Raw genomic sequence first — 18,081 nt, 5'->3', positions numbered from 1 at the left:
TTGTCATACTTTTATTTTAAACCTTACGAAAAATTTTATGAAAACAAAACTTAGGTGCCATTGGTGTGTTGGTGATGATTTATATGAAACCTATCACGATAAAGAATGGGGCACTCCTGTTTATGAGGATGATCGCCTTTTTGAATTTTTAATTTTAGAAACGTTTCAAGCGGGTTTAAGTTGGATTACTGTTTTGCGAAAACGTGAAAATTTTAGAAAAGCTTTTGATGGTTTTAATTATAAAAAGATAGCTAATTATAAACAAGATAAGATAGATTCTCTTTTACAAGATGCTGGTATTATTCGAAATAAATTAAAAGTAAATGCAACAATTACTAACGCACAGGCTTTTATAAAGGTTCAAGAAGAATTTGGAAGTTTTAGTAAATATATCTGGGGGTTTGTAGATGGAAAACCTATAAAAAACAATTTTAAAACTTTAAAAGATGTGCCAGCAAACACGCCTTTAAGTGATACTATTAGTAAAGACTTAAAAAAACGAGGGTTTAAATTTGTAGGCACTACGGTTGTTTATGCTCATATGCAAGCTACAGGCATGGTAAACGATCATGTAATAGATTGTTTTAGGCACAAAGAGGTTTAATGATGTTCTTAAACCTTTCTGTATTTGTTTAGTTACCCGTTTTTTCAGCAAATTCCTTAAATTGATTCATCCATTTTTGACTTTGCCCTTTAAATTTACTTGGGAAAAGTTTTGCCATCAACTTAATCATAAATCCATTGAATTTCGTGTATTCAACTTCTGATATGTATTCTGTTTTATTCTTTTCGATTACTTTAAAACGAGTTGTCTGAGTATTTGTCATATGAATGTGTTCATAAAGAGCTATTTTCTTGTTAGGTAAATCTGATAAAATGATTGTTTCCAATAATTCAATTTTCTGTTCTCCTTGATAAATTATTTTTGATTTTGCGCCTTTTGAATTTGGTATTCCACTTAAATGTTCAATACTTTTAAACCCATCTTGCCATTCTTTAAAATTAGTTTCGTTTTCCCAAAGCTCCACTGTTTTATCTATAGATAAATTTATTTCAACTGAACAACTGTATTTCATGATCTTGTTTTTTTATTGATCTTGTGCAACGACTACCATTGTTAATATTTCGTTATTTTTTTCATTTTTAATATCTTTCAATATCCTTTTTTCTGTTCCATCAATTCTTCTTTATACTATTTATAATGTAAGATGTTGTTTACAAATATTTTAAAAACACATCCCTAGAAATCTCTTCAGCCCCCAAACTTTCTAAATGATTTGTATACACCTGACAGTCTATAAGTTTATAATTAGTATTCTGAATAAATGTTATAAAACCAACCTTACTAACATTGCTTTCTTTAGCAAACATACTTTCTCCACAAAACACATCATTCCCTAAATCGACACCATAAAGTCCACCAACTAACATATCATCTTTCCAAACCTCTACAGATTTTGCAAAACCTAATTCATGAAGTTTTATATAGGCATCAATCATATTATTTGTAATCCAGGTACCTCCTTGGCCTTCACGCTTTATTTTAGAGCATGCTCCAACCACTTCTTTAAAAGCTTTATTAACAGTAACAACATAGTTCTTATTACGTAATATTTGTTTCATACTCTTAGATACTTTTAGTTTATCTGGAAATAGTACAAAACGAGGATCTGGAGACCACCATAGAATAGGTTCTTCAGCCTCAAACCAAGGAAATACGCCTTTTTTATAAGCATATACTAAACGCTCAACAGATAAATCGCCCCCTATTGCTAATATACCATCTTCGTTGGCTTCATTAACATCTGGGAACCATATTTCCTGGGTTAAGTATTTCATTAATTATTATTTAATCACTCTCTATAGTCTCAAATTAACCAGAGGGCGGTTTTATAAGATATTCTAATAAATATTTCTAGTTTTTATTGCCAGCTGCTTCAAAACCTTTTGAAACCTCATTTGTTTCATTAATATTTTAAAACAAAACAACCTCAACATTAATTATAATATTGAGGTTTTAATGTATCGATCCTTCTGTATTTTGATTCTTTATTAAGTCAAAATACATACTGAATCAAGCTCGGTACTTGCGCCTCCCTGTATAAGTGAAGCAACTAATACAACAAGTTGTTTTAGAAAGGAAGATCGTCGTGATCGCCTTCTTTTAAATCTCCAGCTGGTTCAAAAGCATCTGCTGGTGGTACAGGTGGCATGTTTTCACCTGAAGCTTCGGCTTGTAAAGCTTCAATTCTCCAACCTTGAATAGAGTTAAAGTATTTAGTCTCTCCTTGTGGATTTACCCAATCTCTACCTCGTAGGTTAATACTAATCTTAACTTGTTGTCCTACTTGATAACTGTTTAATAAATCTGTTTTGTCCTGAACAAACTCCACTAGGATATGCTGTGGGTATTGCTCTTCCGTTGTTATTACAACCTCTCTTTTTCTAAACCCATTACTCCCAAAAGTTTGAGTTTCTCCTACCATTTTTATTCTTCCTTGAACTTCCATTAATTATTATTTATATTCTATTAGTATTTTAACTTAATAATATTTTCCATGCACTCTCAACATCACCAAAACTTAGGTAATTACGTGCTAATTTATGTTTTTGTCTATGTGTTGCCTTTTTAATATTCGAATACCGTTCTCCTAAATCTTCAACAAAGCTTTTAACACTTTCATCAGAAGGCAGGGCTTCTATATTCGCTAGCATACCTAAATCATTTCCAGTTAAAACCATGCTGTTTTTAACATGTTCTGGGAAACTATCGACACCAATTCCTAAGGTTGACAAAGGTTTAGGTATTTCAAAAAAACCTTTTTTAGCACGGGTATAATAACTACCACCTGCTCTGGCAACCAAATCTAATTTTTGTTGGTTTATAACGCCATTTTCATCAAGCACATCGTCATCAATATGAAGTTTAACAACTTCACAAATAATTAAATTTCCTGCACCACCTTCTGTTCCTAATTTAATAACATCATTCACCTTACATTCAAACTGTACGGGAGCTTCTGCCACACGAAAAGGTTTAACAATATCAGATTTCAACATCGTTAATCCCGATTTATCAAACTCATTCACACCATCAGGATATTCTGTACTGCTTAACGACATTTGATGTACCATATCGTAATTCACCACATTAATAACCACTTCTTTTGTCGCCTCAACGTTCTGTAATGTATGTTTTGTCGTGTTATCTCTAACACGACGTGCAGGCGAAAATATCATGATTGGCGGATTCGCACTAAACACATTAAAAAAGCTAAATGGAGACAAATTTGGGTTTCCATTTACATCAATAGTACTCGCAAAAGCAATTGGTCTTGGAGCAACTGCGCTTAATAAATAACCATGTAATTTACTGGTTGGTAAGCTTTTTGGATCTAAAGACGTCATTAACTTTTTTTGTTTCAACAAAACTAATTAAAAAATTCGTTAAAACTTAATCTAGTGTTTATTATTAGTTTTCCTCTGTTAAAATAATTAATTTTTCGCCCAATTAAAAACCAATTTACTAACATCTTAAACAATAATATTAACAGATTTGCATTATATTACAAATTCAATCTAAGTAGTTAATGGTTTTTACAAAGTATGGTAACGCATTTCGTTGGATTATTATAATAGCGTCTTTCGTTATTGTATCCCTTATTTTATGGAAAACCTATGAGTTTTTTCAGCACTTTAAAGAGGAAGAGCGTACTAAAATGGAACATTGGTCGTTAGCCCAAAATGAATTTGTGAATTCTGAGATTGATTCCAACATGGGGGAACTTACACTGCAAATTCTTACTAGCAATAAAACAACCCCAATGATTGTTATTGATGAAAATGGTGATTTAGATCTTTATAACAATATAGATGATACTAAAATGACTGATTCTTTATATGTTAAAAAACTAATTTCAAATTTTGAAAAAGAAAACAATCCTATTAGCATAAAAATAGGAAACAGTATTGCTGGTACTATTTATTACGGAAATTCTCCTTTATTAAACAAATTAAAATATTATCCATTAGCTTTAATACTTATTGTCATTTTATTTGGAGCAGTAATCTTCTTTTTTTATAGTAGTAATAAGAATGCTACCCAAAATAAATTATGGTCTGGGATGGCTAAAGAAACGGCTCATCAGATCGGAACGCCTTTATCTTCTTTAATAGGTTGGACAGAAATTTTAAAAAGTGAGCATGTAAACTCAGATTATATTGCTGAAATCGAAAAAGATGTAGACCGATTAAAAACTATTACAGAGCGTTTTAGCAAAATTGGATCCATCCCAACTTTAAAAGTAACCGATATTATTAAAGAAACCATTGATTCTTATGATTATTTAAAAGCGCGATCTTCGAAACTTATAGACTTTGAAATTATAACTCCAGAAGGAGATATTCCTGTAAACCTTAATAAACAATTATATAGCTGGACTATCGAAAATCTAGTAAAAAATGCCATAGATGCCATGAAAGGCAGAGGCAAACTTATTGTTGAGATTTCTCAATTAGAAAACAATGTAAAAGTTAGTATTACAGATACTGGAAAAGGAATCCCTAAAAAAGATTTTAATAAAATTTTCACCCCAGGATACACCACAAAAAGACGTGGATGGGGATTAGGTTTATCCCTTACCAGGCGTATTATCGAAGATTTTCATGATGGTAAAATAAAGGTTTTACAATCTCAAATTAAAAAAGGAACTACTATACAAATTAGCTTAAAACGTGCCCCAAATTATGTCTAAAAAACTAGTTACCGTGAAAGAAGTTGTATTAAAAAACAACTGCCCAGAGTGTTATAGTACAGAAGGCTTGCGCTTAATTTTTAAACAAAAAATAATTAATACCAAGCTTTATAGGTCTATCACTTCTCAAATTAACCATGAAATTGAGTGTAGAACATGTAATACTGTTATTTATCCCGTAAAATGGACCGATGATATTGAGCTTGTTTTTGAATATCATAAAAAAGCATTTGTTCCAAAAAAAGCATCGACCTATTTAAAGAAAGCATCGTGGATTGCTATTATTTTAATTATTATAGCAGCTATCGCTGTAATAGCACTATCAATAATGAACAATGCTTAATTTATAATTGGTCTTTAATAGCTTTTGCTGTATTTTGGAATTCTTCTGTTGTAAGTTTTTCTTTTTGAATAAAACGAGCATCTTCCATGGTATGTAATGGAATTAAGTGTATATGTGCGTGTGGTACTTCTAGCCCTATAACAGACATTCCTACTCGCTCACAAGGTAATGCCTTTTCTATTGCTAAGGCAACACGTCTTGAAAAACTCATTAAACCATTATAAGTCGACTCGTCTAAATCAAAGATCTTATCAACTTCTTGTTTTGGGATACAAAGTGTGTGTCCTTTACTATTTGGGTTTACGTCTAAAAATGCTAAAAATGCATCTGTTTCGGCGATTTTATAACAAGGAATATCTCCGTTAACTATTTTTGTGAAAATTGAAGCCATATATTAATTGAGAGCGTTAGGTTATTCAGAAAATGTTTTACTTAAACTTATTTTTTGTTGGTTAGACAGTAATGGTATATAACTTCTTATCTGGAAATTTCTATTATATCGAATTTCATGACACCATTAGGCACTTGAATTTCGGCAACATCGCCAACAGACTTCCCTAGTAAACCTTTACCTATGGGAGAATTTACCGAAATTTTACCCGAAGCTAAATCTGCTTCTCCATCGGCTACTAAGGTATAATCCATTTCCATACCATTAGTTTGATTCTTTATTTTAACTTTAGATAACACTAATACCTTAGAATTATCTAACTGAGATTCATCAATAACACGCGCTCCTGCTAAGGCATCTTCTAATTTAGCAATACGCATTTCTAGCATACCTTGGGCTTCTTTAGCAGCATCATATTCGGCATTTTCACTTAAATCACCTTTATCTCGAGCTTCAGCAATTGCCTTAGAGGCTTTTACACGCTCTACATCCTTTAATTGCTTTAGCTCATCTCTTAATTTTTTTAGCCCTTCTGGTGTATAGTAAGATACTTTACTCATAACTTCATCGTTTAACTTAATAAAAGATGCTGAAACCACACTTCGTCATAATTTAGTGAAGAGTTCAGCATAAAAAAAAATCCCGCTTACACGAGATTGTATAACAAATATACAAAATATTTAACTCAATTTGCTTTTTATTGTAAATTGCATTTCTAACTTTTTAACTACTATGAAACTTGTTTTCTCACTCATTTGCATCATTATTCTATCGTCTTGTAGTAAAAATTCTATAGACAACAAAAATTGTAATTTTTTATTAGACATAGGAGTTAACATTAACATAAATCTTAGCTTACCCCAATATAGTCAATTGCCCTTTGCTGGAAACTCTGTGTACATCGCTAATGCTGGAAATGCTGGAATTATTGTTGCCAGTACAGGTGCAGATTTTTATGCATGGGATGCTGGCGACCCAAATCATATCTCTAGCACTTGTTCTGTACTTGTTCCTTCTGGTTTAGAAGCCACCAGTAGTTGTGAAGATGAAAATACATATAGTTTAATTACTGGACGGTATTTAGGCAGTAACAACTTACCTTGTAGTTTAAAAAATTATAGAGTAGAACTAAACGGAAATAACCTCTTAATCTTTAATTAAGAGGTCTAAAAAATGTTTATAATTTGATTTGTTAGGTTGCCCTCAATGTCATTAGGGAATTTATGTCTATTCGAGCATTACTGAACAACAAAATATATTTTGTTGTGAAAGCAGCAAGCATAGTTTGTTGAGAACCCATCATTCTAACAAATAAAGAGGGTTTCGACTTTAGCCTGTCTTGAGCGGAGCCGAAAGGCTCAACCAGACAATTGAAGAGATAAAAGCCCTTAAATTAATAACATTGAACTTACTTTTCAAGTCTTTTAATACCAATTATTATTTAAAATAAACTATAAATAATAATTGGTATAACACATTCCTTTTTAAAATTTTAATGTAGCACCTATCAAAAAATTAGTAGTTGCTTGTGGGTAATAAAAATTCTCAGTTATAGGCGCATCAGAAGATCCTACTGGTCTGTAAAAATAACTGTAGGTATAACCATTAGAAACATACTCTGAATTAAATAAGTTATTCACCAACAAATTAAGTGCTATTTCTTTAATCCATTTTGGTTGAATTTTGTAGGATACATTTAAATTATTCACAAAATAAGCATCAATACTTTTAGCATCGCTAGAGGTATTATCTAGATATTGCTTACCTACATATTTAGATAGTAACACAATACTTCCGTTTTTTATTGGAGCATACGTTAAAGTATTTCCAAAAATAACACTTGGTGAAAAGGAGATATCTGTATCTTCAAATTGGGTTACTACGGGTTCATAGGAAACACTATCAAATGTGTTTGGATCATATTGCGTATCGTAAATGATGTAATCAAATGCTTTTATTTTATTTTGACTAAACGTAGCATTCGCATCTACTCTAAATTGATCTGACACCTTGTAACCCGTTTGCAATTCTATTCCTGCTCTATAACTCTTTGCTACATTTTCTCTAATAGGATCCCCTACATCATCTAAATCTCCTGTTAAAACTAACTGATCGTTATAATTCATGTAATACAGATTTGCTGTAGCATAAAAATTGGCTTTTCTTAGTTTGTAACCAAACTCAAAGTCATGCAGGCGTTCAGATTTTGGACGTATTGGGTTTTTAGTCAAATCATCCCTATTTGGCTCTCTATTCGCCACAGCGTAAGAACCATAGACACTACTATGATTATTTAATTTATATGTTAATCCCAATTTCGGATTGAAAAAATCATACGATTCCTTTACATTAATGCTTAATAGATCGGAACTTGTTCCAACAGATTCATAGTTTACCCTTCTATATTGCAAATCCAATAAGGCAAATACATTATTGCCAATATTATATTCGGCTTTTACATAGGTATTAAAATCTTCTTTATCTCCATAACTAAAATAGTAATTGCTTCTAATTGGTATTGAAGCAGGAAAAGAGTCCCAAATAACTTCACCAAAATGATCCCCTTTATAACTATTATACCCACCTCCTAAATACAAGTTCAGGTTCTCTTTTGTGTAGTTTAGAGAATATACTAGTGCATAAAAATTATTATCTAACCAACGTCTTCTAATAACATCTCCTTCATCAGATGCGTTTGTATTATTAGGAAAGTAATCCCCTAATTCTTCGTCATCTTTATACTGTTCAAAATATCCTTTTCCCCTAGTAAAGTTTCCTGAAATATTAGCAGAAAAACTAGAACTAAATTGATGAGAACCGTGCAACTGATAGTGTGTTTGTTCATAGTTATCGACCTCATTATCGTAAGTATAAAAATTATAGGTTCTTCCAGAATTTAATAAATTTTGAGTTTCTTCATCAGATGGAAAATTTCTATCGATAAATGCCTGTATACCGTCTCTATCATTATTCACAACTGCTTCTGGCGTACCATACCAAGACTGATAGGTTTCTTCCTTACCTCCAAACACAATAGCTTTTATAGCTGTTTTTTCATTTAAAAAACCTGTTTCTAAATAATAAGAATTTAAATCGGCTCTTGCTCTATCTATATAGCCATCACTTTGAATATTAGATAATCTTCCTTCTGCATAAAAGTTATTTTTAAGACCCGAACCTATACTAATATTGTGTTTTCTGGTTCCAAAACTTCCAACCACATTAGTAGTTGTGGCGTACCCTTGAGTTGAAGGCTTTAAGGTTTTTAGATTCAAACTTGCCCCAAATGCACTTGAGCCATTGGTTGATGTGCCCACACCTCGTTGTAACTGGATATCTTCTACAGAAGACACAAAATCTGGCATGTTTACCCAAAATGTCCCTTGGCTTTCAGCATCGTTATACGGAATGCCATTAATAGTCACGTTTACTCTGGTGGCATCACTCCCTCGAACACGAATCCCAGTATATCCTACGCCTCCACCAGCATCACTTGTTGTAACAACAGAAGGTAACTGATCTAACAAAATAGGTAAATCTTGACCTAAGTTTATAGACTCCAACTGTTCTTTTTTAATATTTGTGAATGCCACTGGCGTTTTATCTTTAGCTCTGGTAGCAGAAAGAAGCACTTGATCTAGTTTTCGTGTTTTGGTAGAATCTTGTTGTTTTTGGTTGTCTTGCGCATTGGCACAGACTGTTAACACCAATAGTGTTAAAAAAAGAAATAAATTTTTCATTACGATTATATTTTATAATCGAATAAAAAGAGGTAATTATTCTTATTGTTATTAATTAATTTTTGAATGTATTGTAAAAAAAGCTTATCCGTTTTTATACTTACTAAAAACATCTAGTAGATGTTTTTTTAACATTCGGTGTCCCTAAACAGCATTACCTGTTCCAGGTTCATTGGGTATGATCTCAGCTCTTTGGAAGTTTAAAAATCTTTAAAATTTTGATTAAAGGTTTTTAAACAGAAAGGCACCCCTTTTTTGAGAACGCAGCAAAGGTATAAACAATTAATCAATATTTGGCTTCTTTCTATTAGCCTTTTTATCAGAAAGATTACGTTTATTTTTTAACCGTTTTCTAATAACTGCTTTGGGAATTTTAGTGGGAATACGTTTTTTTTGAACAGCTAACCCTAAACGGATTAATTCTAAAAAGCGTTTAATAACCAGCTCTTTGTTTTTATGTTGGCTGCGACTTTCACCACATTGTAAAATTAAAACACCCTCTTTAGTTAATCTGTGTTGGAGTTTATTTTGAAGACGCTCTTTTTGTCTCTCACTAAATACGAGTGTTTCTATTAAATTAAAAGTTAGCTCAACCTTCGAAGACACTTTATTTACATGTTGCCCGCCACTACCCGAGCTTCTAATAGCTTTAAAGTTTAATTCTTGTAATAAGGCATCTGTATTAAACATTATTATACGCTACTTGATGTGCTGGTTTAAGTAAATCGTTAACCGTTTTTACAGGGTTAAAAGTCTCTAAAGGCACCTCTACAAAAATAGAATTCCAATCTGCCATACTACCATTCCATAACCCAGGAAGCTCCAATGCTTTTATATCTATACCATTTTGAGTTTTTATGGTTATAAAAGCAGCTTCAGGATCTACGAAATCTTTAAGGTTAAACATGTCTCCCTTATAATTTTTAACACCACAAGCTAGGTCTGTTGGATTAAAATGAGTAGCATTTTTTACGATGTCTTGTTGCTCTTTGTCTTGAATATTAATTTGAGCAAATTCTACTATTTGTAATGATATTTCTCCGCTTTCATCTTTTACCCAAAATGGGCCTCCTCCAGGTTCTCCTTCATTTTTAACCATACCACATACTCGAATTGGGCGGTTTAGTTTTTTCTTTAGGTAGGTCTTTTTTTCTTCTAATGTAAAATCTTCAAAATCTGCATCTATAGTCACATTCATCTTATTAGATAAAAACAAGGCTATTTTAAGGAGTGTTTCTTCCAAAACAACTTCTTCGTCAAGCTTATACAAAAACGCATAAACCTGTTCTTGAACATTTAAAAGAATGCCAGCGAGTAACTTTTTATATTCAGACACCTCTTTATTTTTATCAGAAACCACAATATTATCTACATTTTTAATAAAAACAAGATCACTATTTAAGTCGTTTAAATTTTCTAATAAGGCACCATGTCCTGCTGGCCTGAATAAAATAGAGCCATCTTCATTTCTAAAAACCGTTCCTTCTTTAGTTAACGCAACGGTTTCTGTTGCTTCTTTTTGGTATGAAAACGACACATTAAACGTCGTATTCGTTTTTTGTTCTATATCTTGTTTTAAACGATTTAACTCATCAATAAAATAAGCATGATGTTTTTCTGAAACGGTAAAATGAAGGTTTGCTTTATTATTTGATGATGCGTACAATGTAGATTCAAATAAGTGTTCTTGAAAAGCCGTTATCACAGCATCTTCATATTTATGAAAAGGAAGTAATCCTTTAGGAAAAAAACTATAGTTAAGGTTATTTTCATCCAACATGGATTTTACAAACTGTAAATATTTTTCATCTTTCGACAAATTATCGAAATTTGAATTCATTTCTTTAGCTTTTAATACGACTTGATTATAAAACGGGAATTGCTCCAAATTAGAGACAAAGGTCTTAATCGATGTATCCTTATACGTTTCAGCATAGTTTTCAATACTTTCTTTTGAAGGGTTGAAATTTTTTAAAAACAGAAATAAAAACTTAAACATTCTGGTAGCCGCTCCAGATGCTGGCACAAATTTTAAAGTAGATAAATCATTTTGCTTTGTCTCATATAACTTGATAAAATCTTTTATTTCATCCTCATTATAACTATCAATACCGCTACCTATATTTGCTGCTGCCACTAAATTAGAATAGGACATACCATTCTTTATACGTGCTACCTGAGCATTAACTTGTTCTTCAGTAATGCCTTTATTTTGTATCTGTTGAATATCTTTTTCAGTAAACATCAATTATCTTTTTAATAATTTATCTATATGTATAACCGCTGTTTCCAGACGTTCTTTTTTATCTCCTTTAAGCAATACATAATGTTTTTTGCTTTTTATTAATTCATTTTGAAAAACTTCAAACATCGTTTTTCTCTCCTCAGGTCTATCACGTAAATCATCGGCCTCCCAAGGCGTGTCAATATAAGTTAAAAAATACAAATCGTAAGTATTTTCTAACGCATATTTTTCAAGTAATGGATCACAACTACCTAAGTAATAGGCTTCAGAATACACTTTGGTTTCTAATAAATCGGTATCGCAAATTAAAATCGTATCCGTTTTTTTTGCCAATTTATTTTCAAGTCTCATCTGCCCTTCTGCAATAGGTAATAAATCATCAGGCTCACAAGTTTTACGTTCGTTATTCCATTTATTCTGGAGATATTCCCGTGCATATTCTGGCACCCAAACGGAGTCGTAGTAACGTGCCAACTGTTTCGACAAAGTAGTTTTACCAGTAGATTCTGGTCCAAATAAAACTACTTTTATACAGTTTGCTGGTTGCTGTTTATACTTTTCTTCCATGCTAAATAACCAAATATTGCTATAAATGTAAATCCTAAATATTGAAAACTAGTAAATGTAAACCCTTTATAAAAATATAGTGGAATTGATATTAAATCACCTATAATCCAAAAAATCCAATTTTCTAATTTTCTTCTTGCCATTAACCACATTCCAACAAAAAAGATGGCTGTTGTAAGCGTATCTATGTAAGCGACCCAACTTGTCCATTTATTAAAGGCTTTATAAACCAAAAACACAAACAATAAGGTTCCTATAAATATAAATACACCAATTGTTTTCTCTTTACTTGTTGTTGTTGAAATAGGTGTTACATGTGTTTCATCTACTTTTCTTGTCCAAATATACCAACCATAAACGCTCATTATAAAATAGTAGCCATTTATCATCATATCCCCCAAGAGCTCCCACTTGAATAATAAATACACAAATATTATGGTACTTATCATACCTGTTGGAAATACCCAAATCTTATTTTGTTTTGAATACCAAACAGAAAGAAACCCGAAAATAACGGCTATTATTTCTAATAGTACATCTACCGTTTCATAATTAGAATATTGTTCGAAAAAAAAATCAAAAATGAGGTTCATAATCGTGTCTATCCGATTTTACAATCTTCATATATAGTAAGCCTTTTTCAATAAGCTCGAAAGCTTCTTTAATCTCTACGGTAAGTAGTTTCATTACCTCATCATAATCTCCATAAACCTGCGTGCTTAATGGATTTTCAAGAACCTTAAGGTTTGATGCTCTTAGTTTTTTTATAAAATGAATAATGGCAGGTTCGAAATCGTCCTGCAACGGCGTCATGGTTAATTCTACTGATATTCGCATTAAACTTAATCTATAATTTGTTATATCTTCACTTTATTTTTTCCTTCTTTGGGAAAATGCTCAACGCCCCATGGGGATTTAGTTCATCAAAAAAAGAATTATTTTCTTCAAAAGCCGTACCAATTACTACTAAATTGGCTCCAGCATTGTATGCATTATCTAACTGTTCTTTACTTCTAATGCCTCCACCTACAATTAACGGAATATTTAATGCTTTTTTTACTTTTAATATAATGTCTTTTGAAACTGAAAGCTTTGCGCCACTTCCTGCTTCTAGATACATCAATTTCATTCCAAGTAATTCGCCTGCTTTTGCTGTATCTACAATATGTTGAATATTAGTTCTTGATAACGGCTCTGTGCCTGTTACTCTTTCTACTGCCGTTTTTTTTCCACTTTCAATTAAAATATAGCCTGTTGAAATAACGTCAAGATCTGTCTCTTTTAGTTTCGAAATGGACGCTATATGTTTACCTATTAAATACTCGGGGTTACTTCCAGAAATTAAAGATAGAAATAAAATGGCATCTGCTTTATTAGTAATTTGAGTCACATCACCAGGAAATAAAACAACGGGGAGGGTTGTATATTTCTTAATCTTTTCGACCAAAACATCGGTAACATTCTCATCAACAGTGCTTCCTCCAACAAAAATATGAGTTGTTATAGATGTATTTACTTTTTCAATAAAACTCGGTACTGTATCCAGAGTCATTTTATCTGGATCTATTAAAACAGCAAGTAGTTTTTCTCCTTTAAGAGTTGATGCTAATATGTCTTTATAAATAGGCTTCATTTAAGAAATGGCGTAAGCACAGGTAAATCCTTCAAACGTTAAAAAGCGAATATTGTAACAATGCTTTTTTGTTTTATAATCTATCCAGGCAATGGTTTCATGATCATTAACAGAAAACGGAATTACTAAACAGTGTTTTTTAAAACTTAATCCTGGGGTGGCAAATAGTTTATACAGCGATTCTTTTACACACCAAATAGCAGTTAGTTTTTTTATATAGTTTTCATCATCTTCATTTAAATAATCATGCTCATAACCAATAAATTTATGGGCTATAATAGTAATTTTATCACGTTGTTTTTCAACATCTATTCCAACAATTAGATCACTAATAATTACTGCTGAAAAATTAAACGAATGTGTAATAGAGATTTGTTTTCCATCTTTTAAATGTGGTTTCCCGTTTTCATCATAAAACAAATCGGAATCTTGATATCCAAATTCAGATAACAAACAACGTACACTTAAAAACCCACGTTGATGCATCTCACTTTTCATATCTAAAACACGCTCTAAACTTTTAGGTTTTAAGCATACAGATTTTATTAAATCATCGTAAGACTCATCAATCTTCCAAATCTTAACATTAGTTTGTAAGTTTGGACTTATGTTTTTATAAAGTGGCATTTACTTTTCTAAAAGTTATTAGTTATCTTTGCACTTCCTAAATCTAGGATTGTATTTTTTGACAAGCGAATTTAACTATTTAAGTGGTAATCACAATCTTGTTAGGGTTAAAAACAAAAAAGAAATATAGATATGAGTACAAAAACAATTCCTTACGTAGCTAGCAAAGTAAAAGATATTTCACTTGCCGCTTGGGGACGAAAAGAAATAGAATTAGCCGAAGCTGAAATGCCAGGACTTATGAGTTTACGTGAAGAATACAAAAATTCACAACCTCTTAAGGGTGCTAGAATTGCTGGATGTTTACACATGACAATCCAAACGGCGGTTTTAATTGAAACTTTACAGGCTTTAGGTGCAGAAGTTACCTGGAGTTCTTGTAACATATTTTCTACTCAAGATCAAGCTGCTGCTGCAATTGCTGATGCTGGAACGGCAGTTTACGCCTGGAAGGACATGACAGAAGAGGAATTCGATTGGTGTATTGAGCAAACACTTTTCTTTGGTGAAGATAGAAAACCACTTAATATGATACTTGATGATGGTGGTGATTTAACTAATATGGTTTTAGATAAATATCCTGAGTTAGCTGAAGGTATTAATGGTTTATCTGAAGAAACTACAACGGGTGTTCACAGACTTTACGAGCGTGTAAAAAATGGTACGTTACCAATGCCTGCTATTAATGTTAACGACTCGGTTACAAAATCGAAATTCGATAATAAATACGGTTGTAAAGAATCTGCGGTAGATGCGATTCGTCGTGCTACCGATATTATGCTTGCTGGAAAACGTGTAACCGTTTGTGGTTATGGCGATGTTGGTAAAGGTACTGCCGCTTCTTTTAAAGGGGCTGGAGGTATTGTAACGGTTACAGAAATCGATCCTATTTGTGCGTTACAAGCTGCTATGGATGGTTTTGAAGTTAAAAAACTAGAAACTGTAATTGGTAATACAGATATCGTTATTACAACAACAGGAAATAAAGATATTATTCAAGGTAGACATTTTGAAGCTTTAAAAGACAAGGCTATTGTTTGTAATATTGGACATTTTGATAACGAAATTGATATGGCTTGGTTAAATAAAAACCACGGACATACAAAAAACACCATTAAACCTCAAGTAGATAAATATACTATAAACGGGAAAGATGTTATTATTCTTGCCGAAGGTCGTTTAGTAAACTTAGGTTGTGCAACAGGACACCCAAGTTTTGTAATGAGTAACTCGTTTACAAACCAAACTTTGGCGCAGATCGAACTTTGGACTAACGCTGATGCTTATAAAAATGATGTTTATATGCTACCTAAATCTTTAGACGAGAAAGTAGCAAAATTACACTTAGCAAAAATTGGAGTGGAGTTAACAGAACTTCGTGAAGATCAAGCAAGTTATATTGGTGTAACTGTTGATGGCCCTTATAAGCCAGAGCATTACAGATACTAGATTTAGGACATTATAGCGTTTAATCGCTTAAAAATACTTACACCCTTACAGACATGTGAGGGTTTTTGTTTTTCTGTCATTTCTGCCGACGACAAGATAAATCGTATAATTAGTTAACTGATTTTTAAATTCTTATAAAACAACTTAGCTAGAACTTGGTTAATTAGAGCTATTTTGTTTTAACAGAAAAAGCAAAAACAAACCGCGCTTTACGCTATATCTTTTTCTAGTACCTCAAAAAAGGATGCAGTATCAATCACTATTGCAAAAAATATTTACTAAAAAGTGAAATTATTCTTATATTTAAATTCTTCTTCTTTTAACAATAAATCTAAATCATGAAATATATCATAATTACATTGGTAATTGCAGCAATACTTGCTATACTATCTTATATATTAGATTTAACTAACGACAAATATGACAAGTATTTTCTTGTGCTTGTCGGTGGTATTTTAATTTTGTCTGGTTTATATTTTTCAATAAAGTCTGAAGCTTTAAAAGAAAAAGAGGAAATCAAAAAAGTAGAAAAAATTGACATTACCTTAGATAATACTAAAAACATCAAAACAAAAGCAGATTCTATAATTTACAATTTAAACGAAAGCCTAGAAAAGACATTAACTCTTAGTAACAGCATTAGTAAACAAAATAAAACTCTAAGTAATGTTGAACACGACATAAAGACTCAAATTAAAACATTGAATAATACTCTGAAGCAAACAGAATTATTTGAAAAAAAGGTAAAAGAACAATTAGAAATTGAAAAGAAAAGATTTGAATCAGAAAAGCCTAATGTAAATATAACCATAAGTTATTCAATATATAATAACCCTAATCACTACAGACTATTATATGATTGCCGAAATGATGGAAAAAGAGCGGCTAAAAATCTAAAGGTCTCAGGTATAATTGTGTTTGGGAGAAATAAAAAAACAATCGGACATATGATTCTTAAAAATTCTGAACATGAAAATTTGGAGGTTCCTATAAATAAAAATAGACGTCTAATACTTTACAGTCAAGAAAAATTCAGCATTAAAGAAATTGATACTATATTTTCTGAAGCCTTGATTAAAATAAGGTTCAGTTACTATGACAGTTATTCCAATAACAAAATAGTTGAAGAAAAAACATTTGCTTGGTTTGGAAAAAAAGAAAGTGGTCTTAAATTCCATTTTGCAAACAAAGAATGGTCAGAAACGATTAACGATTACATTATAAAAAACAACTTAGATTTTTAATAAGTTAAATTATCTATTAGCGTCATTTCAATAAATTCTGAAGCATGAGAAGGTATTGGAAAGTTAATATCCAGTAACCAATAGATTCCTAGCACCTCTAATACCACATTTCTGATAATGATTAAAGCTTATGGTGACATTAATCCGATAGACAAACTAAAGGATTTACCTTTGTCCTCTACAAATATAGTCTTTACTTATGCAAGCCAAAATAATGGTATCTCGCTTATTTTTATCTAAAGATTCAAAATTCCTGTTTTCGCGGAATTAAATTCCAAAAATAAAAAGCCAAACCAGTCATTTGAATGTTTGGGTTTTATTTTTTAGAAAATTAAGACATGCATTCTTCACAGCCTTATAAAAATAACTTGTGGTATGGTTTTCATTTTCAAAAACAATTCCATCTTCCCATACGTTAACAAATACTTCTTCAACGAGATCTTTTGAGGATTCTAAATCATTGAGGTATTTACATGCTAACTCACAAAGTTGCGGATACAAGCCCTCAAAAAGATTCTTGTAATCTTCCAGCGTTAATTCATTTCTATCTTCTTTGGAGCTCATATTACTCACAATTTATATGTACCAGATCTTCTGTACTAATGCATAATTGGATGCTTTTAATAATCAGATCTGTAGAGATTAATTCCCGATTGTTAAAATAGGCTTGAGGAAATAATTTAAAAAAGGCATCGAATTCTTTACCTATTAAAGGAGTACGCTCTGTCTTATAAGCAAAATCAGCACAGATAAGAGCAATAATCTTTAATCCCATTTTACAATGCTCTTTAACGGCGCTGGTTAAGTGGGATTCTTCGATTAACGAAGTTATTAAGGCTATATTAATATAACGAGGCAGTAAATAATCGTACGGTAATTCTTTGGTTTCTGTTTCTGTCATAAATAAAATTTTAAGGTTAATTACGCTTATTGCGTGGTAGGTAAACTTAATTTTGAGGGCAAAGCAATTGCTTCAATATTTTTATTTGAAGAATTGAAAACATATGTATTAAGCTACAAATATACATAAATATTCTATCTGTAGTATTATAGTACTACATTTTTTATATCAAATTCATAGATATTTC

Annotated in this window: 22 protein-coding genes; 6 read left to right on the top strand and 16 right to left on the bottom strand. The window is 31.6% G+C overall.

Annotation, left to right across the window (positions count from 1 at the left end; translation table 11 throughout):
- Window positions 1-37 precede the first annotated feature (37 nt).
- Window positions 38-604, top strand: a complete 567-nt coding sequence (locus Q4Q40_RS01715) for a DNA-3-methyladenine glycosylase I (protein WP_303299944.1) — start codon at window positions 38-40, stop codon at window positions 602-604.
- A gap of 28 nt (window positions 605-632) precedes the next feature.
- Here the strand turns inward: Q4Q40_RS01715 and Q4Q40_RS01710 are convergent, their stop codons facing one another.
- The 4 genes from Q4Q40_RS01710 to Q4Q40_RS01695 all read right to left on the bottom strand — a co-directional run bounded on the left by Q4Q40_RS01710 (window position 633) and on the right by Q4Q40_RS01695 (window position 3,408).
- Window positions 633-1,076 carry an SRPBCC family protein gene (locus Q4Q40_RS01710; RefSeq protein WP_303299943.1) on the bottom strand — a complete coding sequence of 148 codons (444 nt, stop codon included), beginning with the start codon at window positions 1,074-1,076 and terminating at the stop codon, window positions 633-635.
- Window positions 1,077-1,215: 139 nt separating this feature from the next.
- Window positions 1,216-1,839, bottom strand: a complete 624-nt coding sequence (aat, locus tag Q4Q40_RS01705) for a leucyl/phenylalanyl-tRNA--protein transferase (protein ID WP_303299942.1) — start codon at window positions 1,837-1,839, stop codon at window positions 1,216-1,218.
- A 293-nt stretch (window positions 1,840-2,132) separates the two neighbouring features.
- Window positions 2,133-2,510: a DUF3127 domain-containing protein gene (locus Q4Q40_RS01700; RefSeq protein WP_303299941.1), complete on the bottom strand. Its 378-nt coding sequence runs from the start codon at window positions 2,508-2,510 to the stop codon at window positions 2,133-2,135.
- Window positions 2,511-2,538: 28 nt separating this feature from the next.
- Window positions 2,539-3,408 (bottom strand): flavin reductase family protein, encoded by an 870-nt coding sequence (locus Q4Q40_RS01695; protein ID WP_303300707.1) that lies wholly within the window; start codon window positions 3,406-3,408, stop codon window positions 2,539-2,541.
- Window positions 3,409-3,590: 182 nt separating this feature from the next.
- On the opposite strand from Q4Q40_RS01695, the gene Q4Q40_RS01690 reads away from it, so the two are divergent.
- A complete protein-coding gene (locus tag Q4Q40_RS01690; protein ID WP_303299940.1) occupies window positions 3,591-4,754 on the top strand; it encodes a sensor histidine kinase in 1,164 nt (387 codons plus the stop codon).
- The gene (locus Q4Q40_RS01685) at window positions 4,747-5,097 is read left to right on the top strand and encodes a hypothetical protein (RefSeq protein WP_303299939.1); all 351 of its coding nucleotides are present in this window, start codon (window positions 4,747-4,749) and stop codon (window positions 5,095-5,097) included. The genes Q4Q40_RS01690 and Q4Q40_RS01685 overlap by 8 nt, the downstream gene beginning before the upstream one ends.
- A gap of 1 nt (window position 5,098) precedes the next feature.
- Here Q4Q40_RS01685 and Q4Q40_RS01680 read toward each other — a convergent pair whose 3' ends face one another.
- Together Q4Q40_RS01680 and greA are read right to left on the bottom strand one after the other, a co-directional pair.
- Window positions 5,099-5,488 carry an HIT family protein gene (locus tag Q4Q40_RS01680; RefSeq protein WP_303299938.1) on the bottom strand — a complete coding sequence of 130 codons (390 nt, stop codon included), beginning with the start codon at window positions 5,486-5,488 and terminating at the stop codon, window positions 5,099-5,101.
- A gap of 86 nt (window positions 5,489-5,574) precedes the next feature.
- On the bottom strand, window positions 5,575-6,048 hold the full coding sequence (greA, locus tag Q4Q40_RS01675) for a transcription elongation factor GreA (protein WP_303299937.1): 474 nt from the start codon (window positions 6,046-6,048) through the stop codon (window positions 5,575-5,577).
- 172 nt (window positions 6,049-6,220) lie between these two features.
- Here greA and Q4Q40_RS01670 point away from each other — a divergent pair, with 172 nt between their 5' ends.
- Window positions 6,221-6,649: a hypothetical protein gene (locus Q4Q40_RS01670; RefSeq protein ID WP_303299936.1), complete on the top strand. Its 429-nt coding sequence runs from the start codon at window positions 6,221-6,223 to the stop codon at window positions 6,647-6,649.
- A 323-nt stretch (window positions 6,650-6,972) separates the two neighbouring features.
- Here the strand turns inward: Q4Q40_RS01670 and Q4Q40_RS01665 are convergent, their stop codons facing one another.
- The 8 genes from Q4Q40_RS01665 to Q4Q40_RS01630 all read right to left on the bottom strand — a co-directional run bounded on the left by Q4Q40_RS01665 (window position 6,973) and on the right by Q4Q40_RS01630 (window position 14,300).
- A complete protein-coding gene (locus Q4Q40_RS01665; RefSeq protein WP_303299935.1) occupies window positions 6,973-9,228 on the bottom strand; it encodes a TonB-dependent receptor in 2,256 nt (751 codons plus the stop codon).
- A 282-nt stretch (window positions 9,229-9,510) separates the two neighbouring features.
- A complete protein-coding gene (gene arfB / locus Q4Q40_RS01660; RefSeq protein WP_303299934.1) occupies window positions 9,511-9,918 on the bottom strand; it encodes an alternative ribosome rescue aminoacyl-tRNA hydrolase ArfB in 408 nt (135 codons plus the stop codon).
- Window positions 9,911-11,473 carry a DUF4301 family protein gene (locus Q4Q40_RS01655; protein ID WP_303299933.1) on the bottom strand — a complete coding sequence of 521 codons (1,563 nt, stop codon included), beginning with the start codon at window positions 11,471-11,473 and terminating at the stop codon, window positions 9,911-9,913. The genes arfB and Q4Q40_RS01655 overlap by 8 nt, the downstream gene beginning before the upstream one ends.
- Window positions 11,474-11,476: 3 nt before the next feature.
- Entirely contained in the window at window positions 11,477-12,040 is a 564-nt protein-coding gene (locus Q4Q40_RS01650; RefSeq protein WP_303299932.1) for an AAA family ATPase, read from the bottom strand.
- Complete coding sequence (gene pnuC / locus Q4Q40_RS01645) at window positions 12,001-12,633, bottom strand: nicotinamide riboside transporter PnuC (protein ID WP_303299931.1); 633 nt, start codon at window positions 12,631-12,633, stop codon at window positions 12,001-12,003. The genes Q4Q40_RS01650 and pnuC overlap by 40 nt, the downstream gene beginning before the upstream one ends.
- Window positions 12,617-12,877 (bottom strand): thiamine-binding protein, encoded by a 261-nt coding sequence (locus tag Q4Q40_RS01640; RefSeq protein WP_303299930.1) that lies wholly within the window; start codon window positions 12,875-12,877, stop codon window positions 12,617-12,619. Before Q4Q40_RS01640 ends, pnuC begins: the two co-directional genes overlap by 17 nt.
- A 28-nt stretch (window positions 12,878-12,905) precedes the next feature.
- On the bottom strand, window positions 12,906-13,673 hold the full coding sequence (locus Q4Q40_RS01635; RefSeq protein ID WP_303299929.1) for a phosphoglycerol geranylgeranyltransferase: 768 nt from the start codon (window positions 13,671-13,673) through the stop codon (window positions 12,906-12,908).
- Complete coding sequence (locus tag Q4Q40_RS01630; RefSeq protein WP_303299928.1) at window positions 13,674-14,300, bottom strand: 4'-phosphopantetheinyl transferase family protein; 627 nt, start codon at window positions 14,298-14,300, stop codon at window positions 13,674-13,676.
- A gap of 132 nt (window positions 14,301-14,432) precedes the next feature.
- On the opposite strand from Q4Q40_RS01630, the gene ahcY reads away from it, so the two are divergent.
- On the top strand, window positions 14,433-15,749 hold the full coding sequence (gene ahcY, locus Q4Q40_RS01625) for an adenosylhomocysteinase (protein ID WP_303299927.1): 1,317 nt from the start codon (window positions 14,433-14,435) through the stop codon (window positions 15,747-15,749).
- Between the two features lie 338 nt (window positions 15,750-16,087).
- Window positions 16,088-16,993, top strand: a complete 906-nt coding sequence (locus Q4Q40_RS01620; protein WP_303299926.1) for a hypothetical protein — start codon at window positions 16,088-16,090, stop codon at window positions 16,991-16,993.
- Between the two features lie 297 nt (window positions 16,994-17,290).
- Here Q4Q40_RS01620 and Q4Q40_RS01615 read toward each other — a convergent pair whose 3' ends face one another.
- Both Q4Q40_RS01615 and Q4Q40_RS01610 read right to left on the bottom strand, forming a co-directional pair.
- Window positions 17,291-17,557 carry a sigma factor gene (locus tag Q4Q40_RS01615; protein ID WP_303299925.1) on the bottom strand — a complete coding sequence of 89 codons (267 nt, stop codon included), beginning with the start codon at window positions 17,555-17,557 and terminating at the stop codon, window positions 17,291-17,293.
- Window position 17,558: 1 nt separating this feature from the next.
- Window positions 17,559-17,894, bottom strand: coding sequence for a hypothetical protein (locus Q4Q40_RS01610; protein WP_303299924.1), 336 nt, complete (start codon window positions 17,892-17,894; stop codon window positions 17,559-17,561).
- Window positions 17,895-18,081: the final 187 nt, after the last annotated feature.

This window comes from Flavivirga jejuensis, assembly GCF_030540765.1.
GTDB classification, from domain to species: Bacteria; Bacteroidota; Bacteroidia; order Flavobacteriales; family Flavobacteriaceae; genus Flavivirga; species Flavivirga jejuensis.
This window is presented reverse-complemented; position numbering and strand designations above follow the sequence as displayed.